Below are 16,533 nucleotides of genomic sequence, written 5' to 3'. Positions count from 1 at the left end.
CCCGACGGTGACTCAGCTTCCACAACCAACCTGGCGCTGGTGGCAGCAAAGAGAGACGGAGCAGGTGCAGTCCAGCCACATCGACGGAGAAATAGTCGGCGCGTTGATCCCTGACCTGGCGGTGCTGCACAGCGAGGATGCCTCACGCGCGGCCGTGGGAAGGGAAAAGCATAGATGCTCGTTGGATCCTCTAGGTGGCGGCTTCCGTTCCCGTCGTGCCTCGATGCCGGCCGGCGCGCTTCTGCTGTCTGCGGTCATCGCAATACAACTGGACCGGATGAATGCCAGAGTATTCGGCGATGGCTGGATCGGCGCGCAAGCGTGCATGTGGGTCAACAAGTTTCACGAGGAGAGCACCGTCACCGCGTTGTCCCCCAGTAGTCCGATCGCGCAGGGCTCGATCGCGCGGCATCCAGAGACGATGCAATCGGCGTACGTGCGCATCGCCGAGGGCGGATCGCGCGATGTCGCCCCAGCCGCCCAGCTTCAGCGACGACGGCCTTGATCCGTCCAGTGAAACCTGCACGTAACATTTTCGATTTCGGGGATTTCCGGGCACCAATTGGCATAACCTGAACATCGGAGTTCGGGTTGCCTTCGACACTTCGGCAATCCGTCTTCCACGACTAGGCAAATTGCGTGGCGCGAAGCCCGGCTGGCTACCTAAGCCGGTCCGGCACGGGCGGTCGTCCACCATCAGATATTGACGACGAGGCAGGGAAAGGCGACATCGGACCGCGAGGCGTCCGGCGCTTCCGCAATTGTCCGCTGCACCGGCGTATTATAGTTGTGAGCTGCGACTTTAATATTGACTGATGAATCAATCATGACTTCCGAGGCAGGTTCGAGTTGACGCCAGCGTCAGGAACTTTTTTTGTACGTCCGAACGATTTTTCCACATATATCGGGGCAACCGGCTACGCTGCTGTTCACGCCAATGAACTAAAGGGTTGGCGTGAAGCGTGGGGGTCGGTGGGTGCGTTTGGTGCTGCGGTTCTATCAACCCGGACCGAAGTTCGACGATACGCCGCTGGCAAAAGCTTGAACCGTGGGTAAGGAGAGAACAAAGACCGTGGATAGGACACGTGTTACGCCGGTAGCTGTCATTGGTATGGGGTGCCGGCTGCCGGGGGGCATCGACTCACCCGATCGGTTGTGGGAGGCGTTGCTGCGGGGCGACGATCTGGTCACCGAGATCCCCGCCGACCGCTGGGACATCGACGAGTACTACGACCCCGAACCCGGCGTGCCCGGACGCACCGACTGCAAATGGGGCGCGTACCTCGATAACGTCGGCGACTTTGATCCCGAGTTCTTCGGGATCGGGGAGAAAGAAGCGATAGCGATCGATCCGCAGCACCGCTTGTTGCTGGAAACCTCCTGGGAAGCCATGGAGCACGGCGGCCTAACACCGAACCAGATGGCCTCGCGGACAGGGGTTTTCGTGGGGTTGGTTCATACCGACTACATATTGGTACACGCCGACAACCAGACTTTCGAAGGGCCGTACGGCAACACGGGCACCAATGCCTGCTTCGCATCCGGGCGGGTGGCGTACGCCATGGGCTTGCAGGGTCCCGCGATCACGGTAGATACCGCATGCTCGTCTGGCCTCACCGCTATCCACCTGGCTTGTCGTAGCCTGCACGACGGCGAAAGCGACATTGCGCTAGCCGGCGGTGTCTACGTGATGCTCGAACCGCGGCGGTTCGCCTCGGGCTCGGCGTTGGGCATGTTGTCTGCGACCGGGCGCTGTCATGCGTTCGACGTTTCCGCGGACGGTTTCGTCTCCGGTGAGGGTTGTGTCATGTTGGCGCTCAAGCGGTTGCCGGATGCGCTGGCCGATGGGGACCGGATCCTGGCCGTAATTCGTGGCACGGCCGCCAACCAAGACGGCCACACCGTCAATATCGCGACACCATCACGGTCCGCGCAGGTCGCGGCGTATCGGGAGGCGTTGGGTGTGGCCGGTGTGGACCCGGCTACGGTGGGCATGGTCGAGGCGCACGGCCCGGGCACCCCGGTGGGTGACCCCATCGAATACGCCAGCCTGGCCGAGGTATACGGCAACGACGGCCCCTGCGCGCTGGCATCGGTGAAGACCAATTTCGGCCACACCCAGTCGGCCGCTGGAGCGCTGGGACTGATGAAGGCGGTCCTGGCCCTCCAACACGGCGTGGTCCCACAGAATCTGCACTTCACGGCCCTGCCTGACAAGCTTGCCGCAATCGAAACCAACCTGTTTGTGCCGCAAGAGATTACGCCGTGGCCCGGCGCCGATCAAGAAACGCCCCGGCGCGCGGCGGTGTCGTCGTATGGCATGACGGGCACCAATGTGCACGCCATTGTCGAGCAGGCACCGGTGCCAGCCCCCGAATCCGGTGCACCAGGCGACACCCCGGCCACACCCGGTATCGACGGCGCGCTGCTGTTCGCGCTGTCGGCCAGCTCGCAGGACGCGCTGCGGCAGACCGCCGCGCGGCTGGCCGATTGGGTCGACGCCCAAGGACCCGAGCTGGCGCCGGCGGATCTGGCCTACACCCTGGCCCGCCGGCGCGGACACCGGCCGGTGCGCACCGCCGTACTGGCCGCCACCACCGCGGAGCTGACCGAGGCGCTGCGGGAAGTCGCCACCGGCGAAACCCCCTACCCACCCGCGGTCGGCCAAGACGACCGCGGACCGGTCTGGGTGTTCTCCGGGCAAGGCTCGCAATGGGCGGGCATGGGCGCCGACCTGCTGGCCACCGAACCGGTATTCGCCGCCACCATCGCCGCGATCGAACCACTGATCGCCGCGGAATCCGGCTTCTCGGTGACCGAAGCCATGACCGCCCCCGAGGTCGTGACCGGCATCGACCGGGTGCAACCGACCCTGTTTGCCATGCAGGTCGCGCTGGCGGCCACAATGAAGTCCTACGGCGTAGCGCCCGGCGCGGTCATCGGCCACTCGCTGGGCGAGTCCGCGGCCGCGGTGGTCGCCGGCGCGCTCTGCCTCGAAGACGGAGTGCGCGTCATCTGCCGGCGGTCGGCGCTGATGATCCGTATCGCCGGCGCCGGCGCCATGGCATCGGTGGAACTGCCTGCTCAACAAGTGCTTTCGGAGTTGATGGCGCGCGGCGTCAACGACGCCGTGGTCGCGGTGGTGGCCTCCCCGCAGTCCACCGTGATCGGCGGGGCCACCCAGACGGTACGCGACCTGGTGGCCGCCTGGGAGCAACGCGACGTGCTGGCCCGTGAGGTGGCCGTCGACGTAGCATCGCACTCCCCGCAGGTCGACCCGATCCTCGACGAACTGGCCGAAGCGCTCGCCGAAATCAGCCCGCTGCAACCGGAAATCCCCTACTACTCGGCGACCTCGTTCGACCCGCGCGAGGAGCCCTACTGCGACGCCTACTACTGGGTGGACAACCTGCGCCACACCGTACGCTTCGCCGCGGCGGTGCAAGCCGCCCTCGAAGACGGCTACCGGGTCTTCACCGAGCTGACCCCCCACCCCCTGCTGACCCACGCGGTCGACCAGACCGCCCGCAGCCTCGACATGTCCGCGGCTGCGCTGGCCGGCATGCGCCGCGAACAACCACTGCCCCACGGGCTGCGCGCACTGGCCGGCGACCTCTACGCCGCCGGCGCCGCCGTCGACTTCGCCGTGCTCTACCCCACCGGCCGACTGATCAACGCACCACTGCCCACATGGAACCACCGTCGTCTGCTGCTCGACGACACGACCCGTCGCATCGCCCACGCCAATACCGTCGCCGTACACCCATTGCTGGGCTCCCACGTGCGCCTGCCCGAGGAGCCGGAACGCCACGTCTGGCAGGGCGAGGTCGGCACCGTGACACAACCCTGGCTGGCCGATCACCAAATCCACGGCGCGGCCGCCCTTCCGGGAGCCGCCTACTGCGAGATGGCGTTGGCCGCAGCCCGCGCCGTCCTCGGCGAAGCCTCCGAAGTCCGCGACATCCGATTCGAGCAGATGTTGCTGCTCGACGACGAAACCCCCATCGGCGTCACCGCCACGGTAGAAGCCCCCGGCGTTGTCCCACTCACAGTAGAGACCAGCCATGATGGTAGGTACACACGGCAACTCGCCGCGGTTCTGCACGTTGTCCGGGAAGCCGACGACGCCCCGGACCAGCCACCCCAGAAAAACATCGCCGAACTGCTGGCCAGCCATCCCCACAAGGTGGACGGCGCCGAGGTTCGGCAATGGCTGGACAAGCGTGGTCATCGCTTAGGGCCGGCTTTTGCGGGTCTGGTTGACGCGTACATCGCCGAAGGGGCCGGCGACACGGTGCTGGCCGAGGTCAACCTACCGGGCCCGCTTCGCTCGCAGGTCAAAGCTTACGGCGTGCATCCCGTGCTGCTGGATGCGTGCTTCCAGTCGGTGGCGGCTCATCCCGCCGTCCAGGGTATGGCCGACGGTGGTTTGTTGCTGCCGTTGGGTGTGCGGCGGTTGCGGTCCTATGGGTCGGCCCGTCATGCCCGGTACTGCTGCACGACGGTGACCGCGTGCGGTGTGGGCGTGGAAGCCGACCTGGACGTGTTGGACGAGCACGGCGCGGTGGTGTTGGCGGTGCGTGGGCTGCAGTTGGGTACCGGCGCGTCGCAGGCCAGCGAACGTGCCCGGGTTTTGGGTGAGCGGCTGCTGAGCATCGAATGGCACGAACGTGAGCTGCCCGAAAACAGCCACGCCGAACCCGGCGCCTGGCTGCTGATCAGCACGTGTGACGCTACGGATTTGGTGGCCGCACAGTTGACCGACGCGCTGAAGGTGCACGACGCGCAGTGCACAACGATGTCCTGGCCGCAGCGCGCCGACCACGCAGCCCAGGCCGCGCGGCTGCGCGACCAGCTCGGCACCGGCGGGTTCACCGGCGTATTCGTGTTGACCGCGCCGCAGACCGGCGACCCCGACGCGGAATCCCCCGTGCGCGGCGGCGAGCTTGTCAAACATGTGGTGCGTATCGCCCGCGAGATTCCAGAGATCACGGCCCAAGAGCCGCGGTTGTATGTGCTGACCCACAATGCTCAGGCGGTGTTGTCTGGTGACCGACCCAATCTTGAGCAGGGTGGGATGCGGGGGTTGTTGCGGGTGATTGGTGCTGAGCATCCGCATTTGAAGGCCAGCTATGTCGATGTGGATGAGCAGACCGGCGCGGAGTCGGTGGCGCGTCAGCTGCTGGCGGCCAGCGGCGAGGATGAGACCGCCTGGCGCAACGACCAGTGGTACACCGCCCGGTTGTGCCCAGCCCCGCTGCGCCCCGAGGAGCGGCAAACCACCGTCGTCGACCACGCCGAGGCCGGCATGCGCCTACAGATCCGTACTCCCGGTGACCTGCAAACCTTGGAGTTCGCCGCGTTCGACCGGGTCCCGCCGGGCCCGGGAGAGATCGAGGTCGCCGTCACCGCGTCCAGCATCAACTTCGCCGACGTGCTGGTCACCTTCGGCCGCTACCAAACCCTCGACGGGCGACAGCCGCAGCTGGGCACCGATTTCGCCGGGGTGGTGAGCGCGGTCGGGCCCGGGGTCAGCGAACTCAAGGTCGGTGACCGGGTCGGCGGCATGTCACCCAACGGCTGCTGGGCCACGTTCGTCACCTGCGACGCCCGCCTGGCCACCAGACTGCCCGAGGGGCTGACCGACGCCCAAGCCGCGGCAGTGACCACCGCCAGCGCCACCGCGTGGTACGGGCTGCAGGACCTGGCGCGGATCAAGGCCGGCGACAAGGTGCTCATCCACTCCGCCACCGGCGGAGTGGGCCAGGCCGCAATCGCGATCGCGCGTGCGGCCGGAGCCCAGATCTACGCCACCGCAGGCAACGAAAAGCGTCGAGACCTGCTGCGCGACATGGGCATCGAACACGTCTATGACTCGCGCAGCGTCGAGTTCGCCGAGCAGATCCGCCGCGACACCGCCGGCTACGGCGTGGACATCGTGCTCAACTCCGTGACCGGTGCCGCACAGTTGGCCGGCCTCAAACTACTGGCCCTGGGCGGCCGCTTCATCGAAATCGGCAAACGCGACATCTACTCCAATACCCGACTGGAACTCTTGCCATTCCGGCGCAATCTGGCGTTCTACGGTCTAGACCTGGGGTTGATGTCGGTGAGCCATCCGGCTGCGGTCCGCGAACTGTTGAGCACGGTGTATCGGTTGACCGTCGAGGGTGTGCTGCCGATGCCGCAGAGCACCCATTACCCGCTGGCCGAGGCGGCCACCGCGATCCGGGTGATGGGCGCGGCCGAGCACACCGGCAAGCTCATCCTCGACGTCCCCCACGCCGGGCGCAGCAGCGTGGTGCTTCCCCCCCGAACAGGCTCGAGTTTTCCGTTCAGACGGGTCCTACATCATCACCGGTGGCCTGGGTGGGCTGGGCTTATTCCTGGCCGAGAAGATGGCCAACGCCGGGGCCGGCCGCATCGTGCTCAGCTCGCGCTCACAGCCCAGCCAAAAGGCGTTGGAGACCATCGAACTCGTCCGCGCGATCGGGTCTGACGTAGTGGTGGAGTGCGGCGATATCGCCCAGCCGGACACCGCCGACCGGTTGGTCACGGCGGCCACCGCGACGGGTTTGCCGCTGCGCGGCGTGCTGCACGCGGCCGCGGTGGTCGAGGACGCCACCTTGGCCAACATCACCGACGAACTCATCGAACGCGACTGGGCGCCAAGGCATATGGCGCCTGGCAACTGCACCGGGCCACCGCGGACCAGCCGCTGGACTGGTTCTGCTCATTCTCCTCAGCGGCCGCCCTGGTGGGCTCGCCGGGTCAGGGCGCCTACGCCGCGGCCAACAGCTGGCTGGACACCTTCACCCACTGGCGGCGAGCCCAAGACCTACCAGCCACCTCCATCGCCTGGGGCGCCTGGGGCCAGATCGGCCGCGCGATCGCCTTTGCCGAACAAACCGGCGACGCCATCGCCCCCGAGGAAGGCGCCTACGCCTTCGAGACCCTGCTGCGCCACAACCGCGCCTACAGCGGCTACGCCCCGGTGATCGGATCACCCTGGCTGACAGCCTTCGCCCAGCACAGCCCATTCGCGGAGAAGTTCCAATCCCTGGGGCAAAACCGTTCAGGCACAAGCAAATTCCTTGCCGAGCTGGTGGACCTGCCCCGCGAGGAATGGCCAGACCGGCTGCGGCGGCTACTCTCCAAGCAGGTCGGCCTAATCCTACGCCGCACCATCGACACCGACCGGCTGCTCAGCGAGTACGGCCTGGACTCACTGAGCAGCCAGGAACTGCGTGCGCGGGTGGAAGCCGAAACCGGGATCCGCATTTCCGCCACCGAAATCAACACCACCGTTCGTGGCCTGGCGGATCTGATGTGCGACAAGTTGGCGGCCGACAGGGACGCGCCGGCACCCGCCTGACGTCGAACGCGGGAAGGCGCTGATGAAGTTTGTCTTGGCGGTCCACGGAACCCGCGGTGATGTCGAACCTTGCGCCGCGGTTGGCGTGGAGCTGCGGCGGCGAGGCCACGCAGTTCATATGGCAGTGCCGCCCAACCTGATCGAGTTCGTCGAGTCGGCAGGTCTGACCGGCGTCGCCTACGGCCCGGACTCGGACGAACAGATCAACACGGTCGCGGCATTCGTCCGCAACCTCACCAGAGCCCAGAATCCGCTCAACCTCGCCCGCGCCGTCAAGGAACTATTCGTCGAAGGCTGGGCGGAGATGGGCACGACGTTGACCACGTTGGCCGACGGCGCCGACCTGGTGATGACGGGCCAGACATATCATGGTGTGGCAGCCAACGTCGCCGAGTACTACGACATTCCGGCTGCGGCACTGCATCACTTTCCGATGCAGGTCAACGGCCAAATCGCGATCCCGTCGATACCGACGCCGGCGACTCTGGTGCGCGCGACGATGAAGGTCTCATGGCGGCTGTATGCGTACGTCAGCAAGGATGCCGATCGCGCGCAACGACGTGAACTGGGCCTACCGCCAGCACCGGCGCCGCCGGTGCGTCGGCTGGCGGAACGCGGAGCGCCCGAAATCCAAGCCTACGACCCGGTTTTTTTCCCCGGACTGGCGGCCGAATGGAGCGACCGCCGCCCGTTTGTCGGCCCGCTGACCATGGAGTTACACAGCGAACCCAACGAAGAACTCGAGTCGTGGATCGCCGCCGGAACACCACCCATCTACTTCGGCTTCGGCAGCACGCCCGTCCAAACGCCCGTCCAAACGCTCGCCATGATCTCCGATGTCTGCGCACAGCTCGGCGAGCGAGCCCTGAGCTGCTCCTGAGAGTCCCTGCTTCCGTATGCGACAGCAGACAGCCCGGCCGTTTCCACGAAACCAATCAGGTTGGGCGGCACGGCAAGGCACACATCATGGCCGCGCCGCTGCAGCTCCAGGCCGACCGCTGCGCAGGGCTCGATGTCGCCGCGAGTCCCATAGCTGGCCACGACAAATTTCATGAGTTTTTCATGGGTGTGGTCTCGCCGAATCAATCCTTGGCGAACAAGTAGATCCGATAGCTGAACCCGCCGCCGCGACGTAGATCCCAGTCCAGCACACGCACCGCACAGCGGGTCAAGCCGGCCAGCAATACGGGTGCGCGGCGGCCGATGGCCTCTTGCGAACGCGCCGTGTTCGCATCCAACCCACGCTTGGCCTGCGCGCCGATGTCCCGCTGCGAAATCGTGCGCAGCGGAGCATCGGCCAACGCCGCCTCCCATTCGGCGACGACGGGATTTCGGCGGGAATCGGTGTAGAGGAAGTGTCCGCCCGGGCGAAGCACGCGCGCCACTTCGGCCAAGAAGCCGCGAAAGTCGGGGTACTGGTGCGAGGCTTCGACATTGACCACCGCATCGAAGGATTCGTCGGGGAAAGGCAGGTTCTGCGCGTCGCCCTGCACGAACTGCAGGCCGGGCAGCCGGTGCTTTGCCCGGCAGAGGTCGATGCTGGCCGGATTCAAGTCCAGCCCCGTGTAGGAGGCCGGACCTAGGTTGCGGGCGATGTAGGAGGCCCCGCCACCGGCGCCACAACTGACCTCTAGCACCTCCTTGCCGGTGAGGTCCACCTGACTGGCCGTCTGGTGGTAGAGCTGGATGCAATACCGATTGGGCTCGTCGGACTCCGACAGCGGCAACGCCATCGGCGGATCCTCCTCGTAGCCGAAGTTGAAAAACACCACGTGATCGCCGACCTGGCGAGTGCCAAGCGGCAAGAAGTACTTGGTCGTGAGCTTGCCGACCAACGGATTGGACTGCAGGCGATACCTAAGAGCCACGGGGAGAGTGTCGCACGACCGCGAGGTGCACCAGGACCGAAATGCCCACTTTGCCGGACCGTGACCGCAAACCAGCACGACCGTGCAAGTTTGAGTCCAGCGAGCTATCTGTTCGGACGCCGCATCCCGCCCGCCAGCGTCGGCTGCGGGCACGCCAGCCGATCCCACGAAATGCCCCTGATCTGCGTATTTGACGCCCGCAGTGGTCAAACGCCGCCAAAGTAACGGCAACGTCACGGTTAATGCGGTTATCGTCATTTCCCCACGCCACCGATTGCCAGGCTTGTACGGTTATCGGGTGGCAAGGCATGACGAGGCCAAAGCCGGGGGACTGTTCGACCGTATCGGCAACTTCGTGGTGCGATGGCCGCTGATCGTCATTGGGTGCTGGATCGCGGTGGCGGCCGCGCTGACGCTGTTGCTCCCAACGCTGCAGGCGCAAGCCGCAAAGCGCGAGCAAGCTCCCCTGCCGCCCGGGGCCCCATCGATGGTCCTGCAAAAGGAGATGAGCGCGGCTTTCCAGGAAAAAATTGAGACCTCCGCCCTCCTTTTGGTCCTCTTGACCAACGAGAACGGGCTGGGACCCGCCGACGAGGCCGTCTACCGAAAACTGATCGAAAACCTGCGGGCGGACACGCAGGACAAAATATCGGTTCAGGATTTTCTCGCCGTCCCCGAAATGAAGGAGCTGTTGGCCAGCAAGGACAACAAGGCTTGGAACCTGCCCATCACGTTCGCGGGCGATGCCGCGTCGCCTGAGACACAAGCGGCGTTCAAACGCGTCGCCGCGATCGTCAAGCAAACAGTCGCGGGAACCAGCCTGACCGTCCACCTCAGCGGTCCGATCGCCACGGTCGCCGACCTGACGGAGCTCGGCGAGAAAGATGTGCGGATCATCGAGATCGGCACCGCGGTCAGCGTGCTGATCATCCTGATCCTCGTCTATCGGAACCTGGTGACCATGCTGGTGCCGCTGGCCACCATCGGAGCGTCGGTGGTCACTGCGCAGGGCACGTTGTCCGGGCTCGCCGAGTTCGGCCTGGCCGTGAACATGCAGGCGATCGTCTTTATGAGCGCGGTCATGATCGGGGCGGGAACCGATTACGCCGTCTTTCTGATAAGTCGCTATCACGACTATGTGCGCCACGGCGAAAAATCGGACATGGCGGTCAAGAAGGCGTTGATGTCCATCGGCAAGGTGATCACCGCATCGGCGGCCACCGTCGCCGTCACATTTCTGGCGATGGTGTTCACCAAACTGGAAGTGTTTTCGGCGGTGGGCCCGGCAATTGCGGTTGCCATCACGGTGTCGCTGCTGGGTGCGGTCACCCTGCTGCCCGCCATCCTGACACTCACCGGACGGCGGGGCTGGATCAAGCCGCGACGCGACCTGACCAGTCGAATGTGGCGGCGTTCGGGTGTTCGCATCGTGCGTCGGCCCACCATCCACCTGGTCGGCAGTCTCATTGTGCTGGTCGCCCTGGCCGGCTGCACGCTGCTGATCCGATTCAACTACGACGATCTCAAGACGGTGCCGCAGCACGTCGAAAGCGTCAAAGGATACGAGGCGATGAACCGCCATTTCCCGATGAACGCGATGACTCCGATGGTGCTGTTCATCAAATCCCCCCGAGACCTGCGGACACCCGGCGCGCTTGCCGACATCGAGATGATGTCCCGCGAGATAGCAGAATTGCCCAACATCGTGATGGTGCGGGGCTTGACCCGACCGAACGGGGAACCTCTGAAGGAGACCAAGGTCTCGTTTCAGGCTGGTGAAGTGGGCGGCAAGCTCGACGAAGCGACCACCCTGCTCGAAGAGCACGGAGGCGAGCTGGACCAGCTGACCGGCGGTGCGCACCAGTTGGCCGACGCCCTCGCCCAAATACGCAACGAAATCAATGGGGCCGTGGCCAGCTCGAGCGGGATAGTCAACACCCTGCAGGCCATGATGGACCTGATGGGCGGCGACAAGACCATCCGACAACTGGAAAATGCGTCCCAATATGTCGGGCGCATGCGGGCTCTGGGGGACAATCTGAGCGGGACCGTCACCGATGCCGAACAAATCGCCACTTGGGCCAGCCCTATGGTCAACGCCCTCAACTCCAGCCCGGTGTGTAACAGCGATCCCGCCTGTCGGACGTCGCGCGCACAGTTGGCGGCGATTGTCCAGGCGCAGGACGACGGCCTGCTCAGGTCCATCAGAGCGCTAGCCGTCACCCTGCAACAGACGCAGGAATACCAGACACTCGCCCGGACGGTGAGCACACTGGACGGGCAACTGAAGCAAGTCGTCAGCACCCTCAAAGCGGTCGACGGCCTACCCACCAAATTGGCTCAAATGCAGCAAGGAGCCAACGCTCTCGCCGACGGCAGCGCAGCGCTGGCGGCAGGCGTGCAGGAATTGGTCGATCAGGTCAAAAAGATGGGCTCAGGGCTCAACGAGGCCGCCGACTTCCTGTTGGGGATCAAGCGGGATGCGGACAAGCCGTCAATGGCGGGCTTCAACATTCCACCGCAGATTTTTTCGAGGGACGAGTTCAAGAAGGGCGCCCAGATTTTCCTGTCGGCCGATGGTCATGCGGCGCGGTACTTCGTGCAGAGCGCGCTGAATCCGGCCACCACCGAGGCGATGGATCAGGTCAACGATATCCTCCGTGTTGCGGATTCCGCGCGACCGAATACCGAACTCGAGGATGCCACGATAGGTCTGGCGGGGGTTCCGACTGCGCTGCGGGATATCCGCGACTACTACAACAGCGATATGAAATTCATCGTCATTGCGACGATCGTTATCGTATTCTTGATTCTCGTCATTCTGCTGCGCGCACTTGTGGCTCCGATATATCTGATAGGCTCGGTGCTGATTTCTTACTTGTCGGCCCTAGGCATAGGAACTCTCGTTTTCCAATTGATACTGGGCCAGGAAATGCATTGGAGCCTGCCGGGACTGTCCTTCATATTATTGGTTGCCATCGGCGCTGACTACAACATGCTGCTCATTTCACGCATCCGCGACGAATCACCACACGGTATACGCATCGGCGTCATCCGAACCGTGGGCTCCACCGGTGGTGTTATCACCTCGGCGGGTCTCATCTTCGCCGCGTCGATGTTCGGTCTGGTGGGCGCGAGCATCAACACGATGGCTCAGGCCGGTTTCACCATCGGCATCGGGATCGTGCTGGACACCTTCCTGGTCCGCACGGTCACGGTGCCGGCCTTGACCACGATGATTGGCCGGGCAAACTGGTGGCCGTCCGAGCTGGGACGCGACCCATCCACGCCGCCGACCAAAGCCGATCGGTGGCTGCGGCGGGTGAAAGGCCACCGACGCAAGGCCCCGATCCCGGCGCCCAAGCCGCCCCACACCAAGGTCGTCCGCAACACCAACGGGCACGCAAGCAAGGCGGCAACCAAGTCGGTTCCCAACGGCAAGCCCGCTGACCTAGCCGAAGGCAACGGGGAGTACCTGATCGACCACCTGCGCAGACATTCGCTTCCGCTGTTCGGCTATGCCGCCATGCCGGCCTACGATGTCGTGGATGGCGTGTCGAAACCCAACGGCGACGGCGCCCACATCGGTAAAGAACCCGTCGACCATCTACTCGGCCACTCGCTGCCGCTGTTCGGTCTTGCCGGCCTACCGAGCTACGACCGTTGGGATGACACGTCTATCGGCGAACCCGCAGTCGGTCACGCGGGGTCAAAGCCCGACGCGAAGCTGAGCACCTGAGCCTCAGTGCGCACGGTTGGCGCTCAACTCAGTTTTCCCCTGTTGCCCCTCCAGGGGCTGGTGCTACTGGTGTGACGATCCCCATTGCGCCCCATTGCGGGAGCCTCGCCTGTGGGTGCTATGCGTCCAGGCGAGTGAACTCGTCCTGACGGTACAGCTCCACACACTGTGCTCGCCGGATCTTGCCGCTGGTGGTGATTGGGATTGAGCCCGGGGAGACGAGCACAAGATCCGCCACGCTCAACCCGTGCGACTTCGAGATTGCCGAGGTCACTTCGCGTTTCACGAAACCCAGTCGTTCCGCCGCCTCGTCGTCGGACTCGTCCTTCTTCTTGAGTTCAATAATGGCAACCAGCTTCTCAGCACCATGCTCGGAAACAGCGATCGCCGCACAGCGGCCCGGACTGATCGTCTGAATCGTCGCCTCGATATCGTCGGGAGAGTGGTTGCGCCCGTACACGATCAAGAGGTCCTTGATGCGCCCCATGATGAACAGCTCACCCTCGGAGAGGAAACCCGAATCTCCCGTCCGCAGCCATGGTCCTGCGGGTGTGCCTTCGGAGGGATTGACGATCGTTGCGCTAAAGGTGCGTTCGGTCGCCTCGGGTTTCTGCCAATAGCCGATGGCGACGTTGTCGCCGTGCACCCAAATCTCACCGATCGTTCCCGCGGGGCGCTCGATGCCGGTGTCCGGGTCGACGATGCGCACCAGCTGGGTGTCGACGATGCCGTAGCTGACCAGCGGTGTGCCGCCGTCGCTTTCGGTCCGCTCAGCTTGGCCGTCCGGCAGCTTCTGGGGATCGAATTGCACTATCTTTGGCGGTTGACCCGCCTTGCGGGTGGCCACATATACCGTGGCCTCTGCCATTCCGTACGACGGACGTATCGCCTTGGGGTCAAGATTGAACGGGGCGAACCGGTCGATGAAGCGCTTCAGCGTCACCGGCTGCACCCGTTCGCTGCCGTTGAGGATGCCGTGCACGCCACCGAGATCGAGGCCCTCCATGTCCTCGTCTTTGGTCTTACGAGACGCCAGATCGAATGCGAAGTTCGGCGCGGCGGTAAACGCAAGAGTGTTGCTTGCCAACATCTGTATCCAGCGAGCCGGGCGCTGCAGGAAACCGATCGGGCTGGTCAGCACGGCGGGGATGCCAGCCAGAATCGGCAATATCAGTCCCAAGACGAAACCCATGTCGTGATAGAACGGCAACCACGACACCACGGTGGAGCCTGGCGGGGCGACCTTGCCATAGACGCCGTAGTAACTGGTCATAATTTGTTCGAAATTGGCGAAAAGATTCTTATTCGAGACCATGACACCGGCCGGCGTGCGCGTGGAACCCGAGGTGTACTGCAAGTACAAGATATCCGGATGGCCGTGAGCGGCAGAACGAGAACCGGAGCTCGGCCGAGCATCAAGATCCAGCCGATCGACTTCGATCACCGCCGGTGCGTTTTGGCCGGGCTGCGGCTGGACGTATTCGACGACATTGTCGACGACCGAGGACGCCGTGAGAACGATCGCCGGTGCGGTATCGGCGAACACGGAAACGGTGCGCTCGTCGTGGGCACCACCCTGGGGAATCGAAAGCGGAACCGCGACAATTCCGGCCTGCAGCGAGGCAATAAAGCTAACGACATAGTCGAGGCTTTGTGGCGCCAGAATTAATGCCCGATCGCCGGTCGACCCATGTTCTCTTAGCTGTGCGGCGAGGTTAAGCGTTCGCCGATATAACTGCGACCACGTCAGAGTTTCTTCAACACCATCCCAGGACCGCTCGTAATCGATAAAGGTGAGCGCTTTGTCGTTGGGCTGAAAACTGGCGCGTTCACGCAGCACACCAGGAAGAGAGGATTCGACCACGGACATCACACTACCTTCGCTGGTGTTGTTTCTCTCCAGGACTGACGAAGATGCCGAGTTCGGGAACCGCACTAGCTCATCCCGACCAGAGCCTGGAGGACATCAGGACCGGCGGGTTGACAGATCTCAAAGATGGGCCGCAAGGCTATTTGATGGCTCTTTCGGTCGTCGAGTCGGCGGCAACCGGTCCGATCCCGCATGCTCCATCCATAGAGGCCAGACGGGCGATCTATCAAGATCTAGGCATGTGATCCGCGGACGTTACGTCCCCTACCGGTCGGCGGAGAAGTGGTTTCGCGATAACCGCCGTCCCGACCTTCGAGTGCGCGCCGTCGGGTGGCGTACGCAAGCGCCGCCAAGCTCGATAACTCGGTGGACAGCCGGCGCTTGAACCGCCGCCAGGGCGTTTGCGCCCACCGGTGTTGTAGCGACAGCATCGTCATCCGCGGATGGTCCGCGATGGACTTCAGAAGCAGGGCGCGACCCTGTCGGCCGGGTGTCTTTCCGATCTCGCGAAGCACCCAGGCGGACACCTCACCGACGATCGCCTCGCGCTCGCGGTGGCCGTGAACTAGGTCGAGCATCGCCTCGAGCGTCGCGGCCATCCCATGGCCTCGTGTCTCCCAAAACTTTCGGCGGTCAGTGTACGCGGAATGCCAAATACCGTGAGCGTGGCGACGGTAGACCGCCATCGTCTCGGGCAACATGGCGATCTCGCCGCCCACCGCATGCCGCACATGCAAGTACCAATCTATCGGCATGACGTTGGCCGGGATGTCGTCGTAGCTCGGCTGACGGCGGTACACGACCGAGTTGGTTTGGATGAAGTTCCGCGCGAGCAGGGCATCGACGCTCAGGTCGCGGCGCCAGCTGAGCGGCGGGAACTCGGAGTCTTTTGCGCCATCCTCATAGATCACTCGCACAGGATGAAAACACACCGTCGTCTCCGGATGCCGGTCCAGGTACTTTACCTGCTTGGACAGCTTCAGCGGATCGGTCCAGTAATCGTCGCCTTCGCACAGTGCGAGGTACTCGCCACGAGCGGCGGACAGCACATCCTTGAAATTGGCGTGGACACCGATGTTGGTCTGCCGCAGGATCGGCCGAAACAGCTGCGGATAGCGGGCGGCGTACTCTCCTATGATCCTCGGGGTGGCGTCCGTGGAGGCATCGTCAGCGATGATCACCTCGACGGGGAACTCGGTCCTCTGGGCGGCGAAGCCGTCCAGGGCCTCGCGAATGTACTCCTCTTGGTTGTAGGAGATCGAGACGATACTCACCTTGGGCGAATCCGTCGCTGTCGGGTCAACCACCGCGCGCTAACCCTTCCCCGAACGGCGCAACGACCCGCGCAACGTCGGCAATGGCCATGTGGTCGTGAACTGGCAGCGACACGATTCGCGAGCAAATATCCTCGGTGACGGTCAGATCGGCCGACTCGACCAACTCGGCATTCGTCGCCAAGCTGTGCAACGTTCGGGTCGCCACAGCTGTACAGGTCAAGGCTGGCCTTCTCGGACGACCTGGGCCGTTGGCGCAGAGCACTCCGTCGCATGCGAGGCAACCACAACGCAACAGACCCGAGGTCCTGGATACGCGGACGCTTAAGGCTAGCCTTACCTTGTAAAAATGTCATCTTGGCCGCCAGGCCAAATGGGTTGGAATTGTCTGTGGCTCCGACGACGGC

At 64.1% G+C, this 16,533-nt stretch carries 7 protein-coding genes and 4 pseudogenes; 6 read left to right on the top strand and 5 right to left on the bottom strand.

Annotated elements, in window-relative coordinates; translation table 11 throughout:
• Window positions 1-7 precede the first annotated feature (7 nt).
• The 5 genes and pseudogenes from FF952_RS08130 to FF952_RS08110 all read left to right on the top strand — a co-directional run.
• Window positions 8-505, top strand: a complete 498-nt coding sequence (locus FF952_RS08130; RefSeq protein ID WP_003898919.1) for a polyketide synthase — start codon at window positions 8-10, stop codon at window positions 503-505.
• 567 nt (window positions 506-1,072) lie between these two features.
• On the top strand, window positions 1,073-6,499 hold the full coding sequence (pks2, locus tag FF952_RS08125; protein ID WP_285948926.1) for a sulfolipid-1 biosynthesis phthioceranic/hydroxyphthioceranic acid synthase: 5,427 nt from the start codon (window positions 1,073-1,075) through the stop codon (window positions 6,497-6,499).
• Window positions 6,399-6,814: pseudogene (locus tag FF952_RS20770) on the top strand (SDR family oxidoreductase); the annotation flags it as partial. The gene pks2 and the pseudogene FF952_RS20770, both read left to right, overlap by 101 nt.
• A 180-nt stretch (window positions 6,815-6,994) precedes the next feature.
• Window positions 6,995-7,375, top strand: coding sequence for an acyl carrier protein (locus FF952_RS20765; protein WP_003904638.1), 381 nt, complete (start codon window positions 6,995-6,997; stop codon window positions 7,373-7,375).
• Window positions 7,376-7,397: 22 nt separating this feature from the next.
• A pseudogene (locus FF952_RS08110) lies at window positions 7,398-8,243 on the top strand (glycosyltransferase); the annotation flags it as partial.
• On the opposite strand, the pseudogene FF952_RS08105 reads toward FF952_RS08110, so the two are convergent.
• Both FF952_RS08105 and FF952_RS08100 read right to left on the bottom strand, forming a co-directional pair.
• Window positions 8,243-8,428: pseudogene (locus FF952_RS08105) on the bottom strand (glycosyltransferase); the annotation flags it as partial. The pseudogenes FF952_RS08110 and FF952_RS08105 sit on opposite strands and share 1 nt — an antisense overlap.
• Window positions 8,429-8,457: 29 nt before the next feature.
• Window positions 8,458-9,501 carry a phthiotriol/phenolphthiotriol dimycocerosates methyltransferase gene (locus FF952_RS08100; protein ID WP_003407670.1) on the bottom strand — a complete coding sequence of 348 codons (1,044 nt, stop codon included), beginning with the start codon at window positions 9,499-9,501 and terminating at the stop codon, window positions 8,458-8,460.
• A 40-nt stretch (window positions 9,502-9,541) separates the two neighbouring features.
• Between FF952_RS08100 and mmpL12 the strand changes: the two genes are divergently transcribed.
• Window positions 9,542-12,982 carry an RND transporter MmpL12 gene (mmpL12, locus tag FF952_RS08095; protein ID WP_003901188.1) on the top strand — a complete coding sequence of 1,147 codons (3,441 nt, stop codon included), beginning with the start codon at window positions 9,542-9,544 and terminating at the stop codon, window positions 12,980-12,982.
• A 118-nt stretch (window positions 12,983-13,100) separates the two neighbouring features.
• Here the strand turns inward: mmpL12 and fadD25 are convergent, their stop codons facing one another.
• The 3 genes and pseudogenes from fadD25 to FF952_RS08080 form a co-directional block, all read right to left on the bottom strand.
• Complete coding sequence (gene fadD25 / locus FF952_RS08090; protein WP_003901187.1) at window positions 13,101-14,852, bottom strand: fatty-acid--AMP ligase FAAL25/FadD25; 1,752 nt, start codon at window positions 14,850-14,852, stop codon at window positions 13,101-13,103.
• Window positions 14,853-15,085: 233 nt separating this feature from the next.
• On the bottom strand, window positions 15,086-16,126 hold the full coding sequence (locus FF952_RS08085) for a glycosyltransferase (RefSeq protein ID WP_003407657.1): 1,041 nt from the start codon (window positions 16,124-16,126) through the stop codon (window positions 15,086-15,088).
• Between the two features lie 25 nt (window positions 16,127-16,151).
• Window positions 16,152-16,304 (bottom strand): annotated as a pseudogene (locus FF952_RS08080) (DegT/DnrJ/EryC1/StrS family aminotransferase); the annotation flags it as partial.
• Between the last annotated feature and the right edge of the window lie 229 nt (window positions 16,305-16,533).

Source organism: Mycobacterium tuberculosis complex sp. N0072, assembly GCF_030323725.1.
GTDB classification, from domain to species: domain Bacteria; phylum Actinomycetota; class Actinomycetes; order Mycobacteriales; family Mycobacteriaceae; genus Mycobacterium; species Mycobacterium tuberculosis.
The sequence above is the reverse complement of the archived record's forward strand: the minus strand, read 5'-3'. Positions and strand labels throughout refer to the sequence as shown.

Coding starts and splice junctions, on each gene's coding strand:
- FF952_RS08100 (WP_003407670.1), bottom strand. CDS start 9,501: ATGACGATAACCGCATTAACCGTGACGTTGCCGTTACTTTGGCGGCGT.
- fadD25 (WP_003901187.1), bottom strand. CDS start 14,852: ATGTCCGTGGTCGAATCCTCTCTTCCTGGTGTGCTGCGTGAACGCGCC.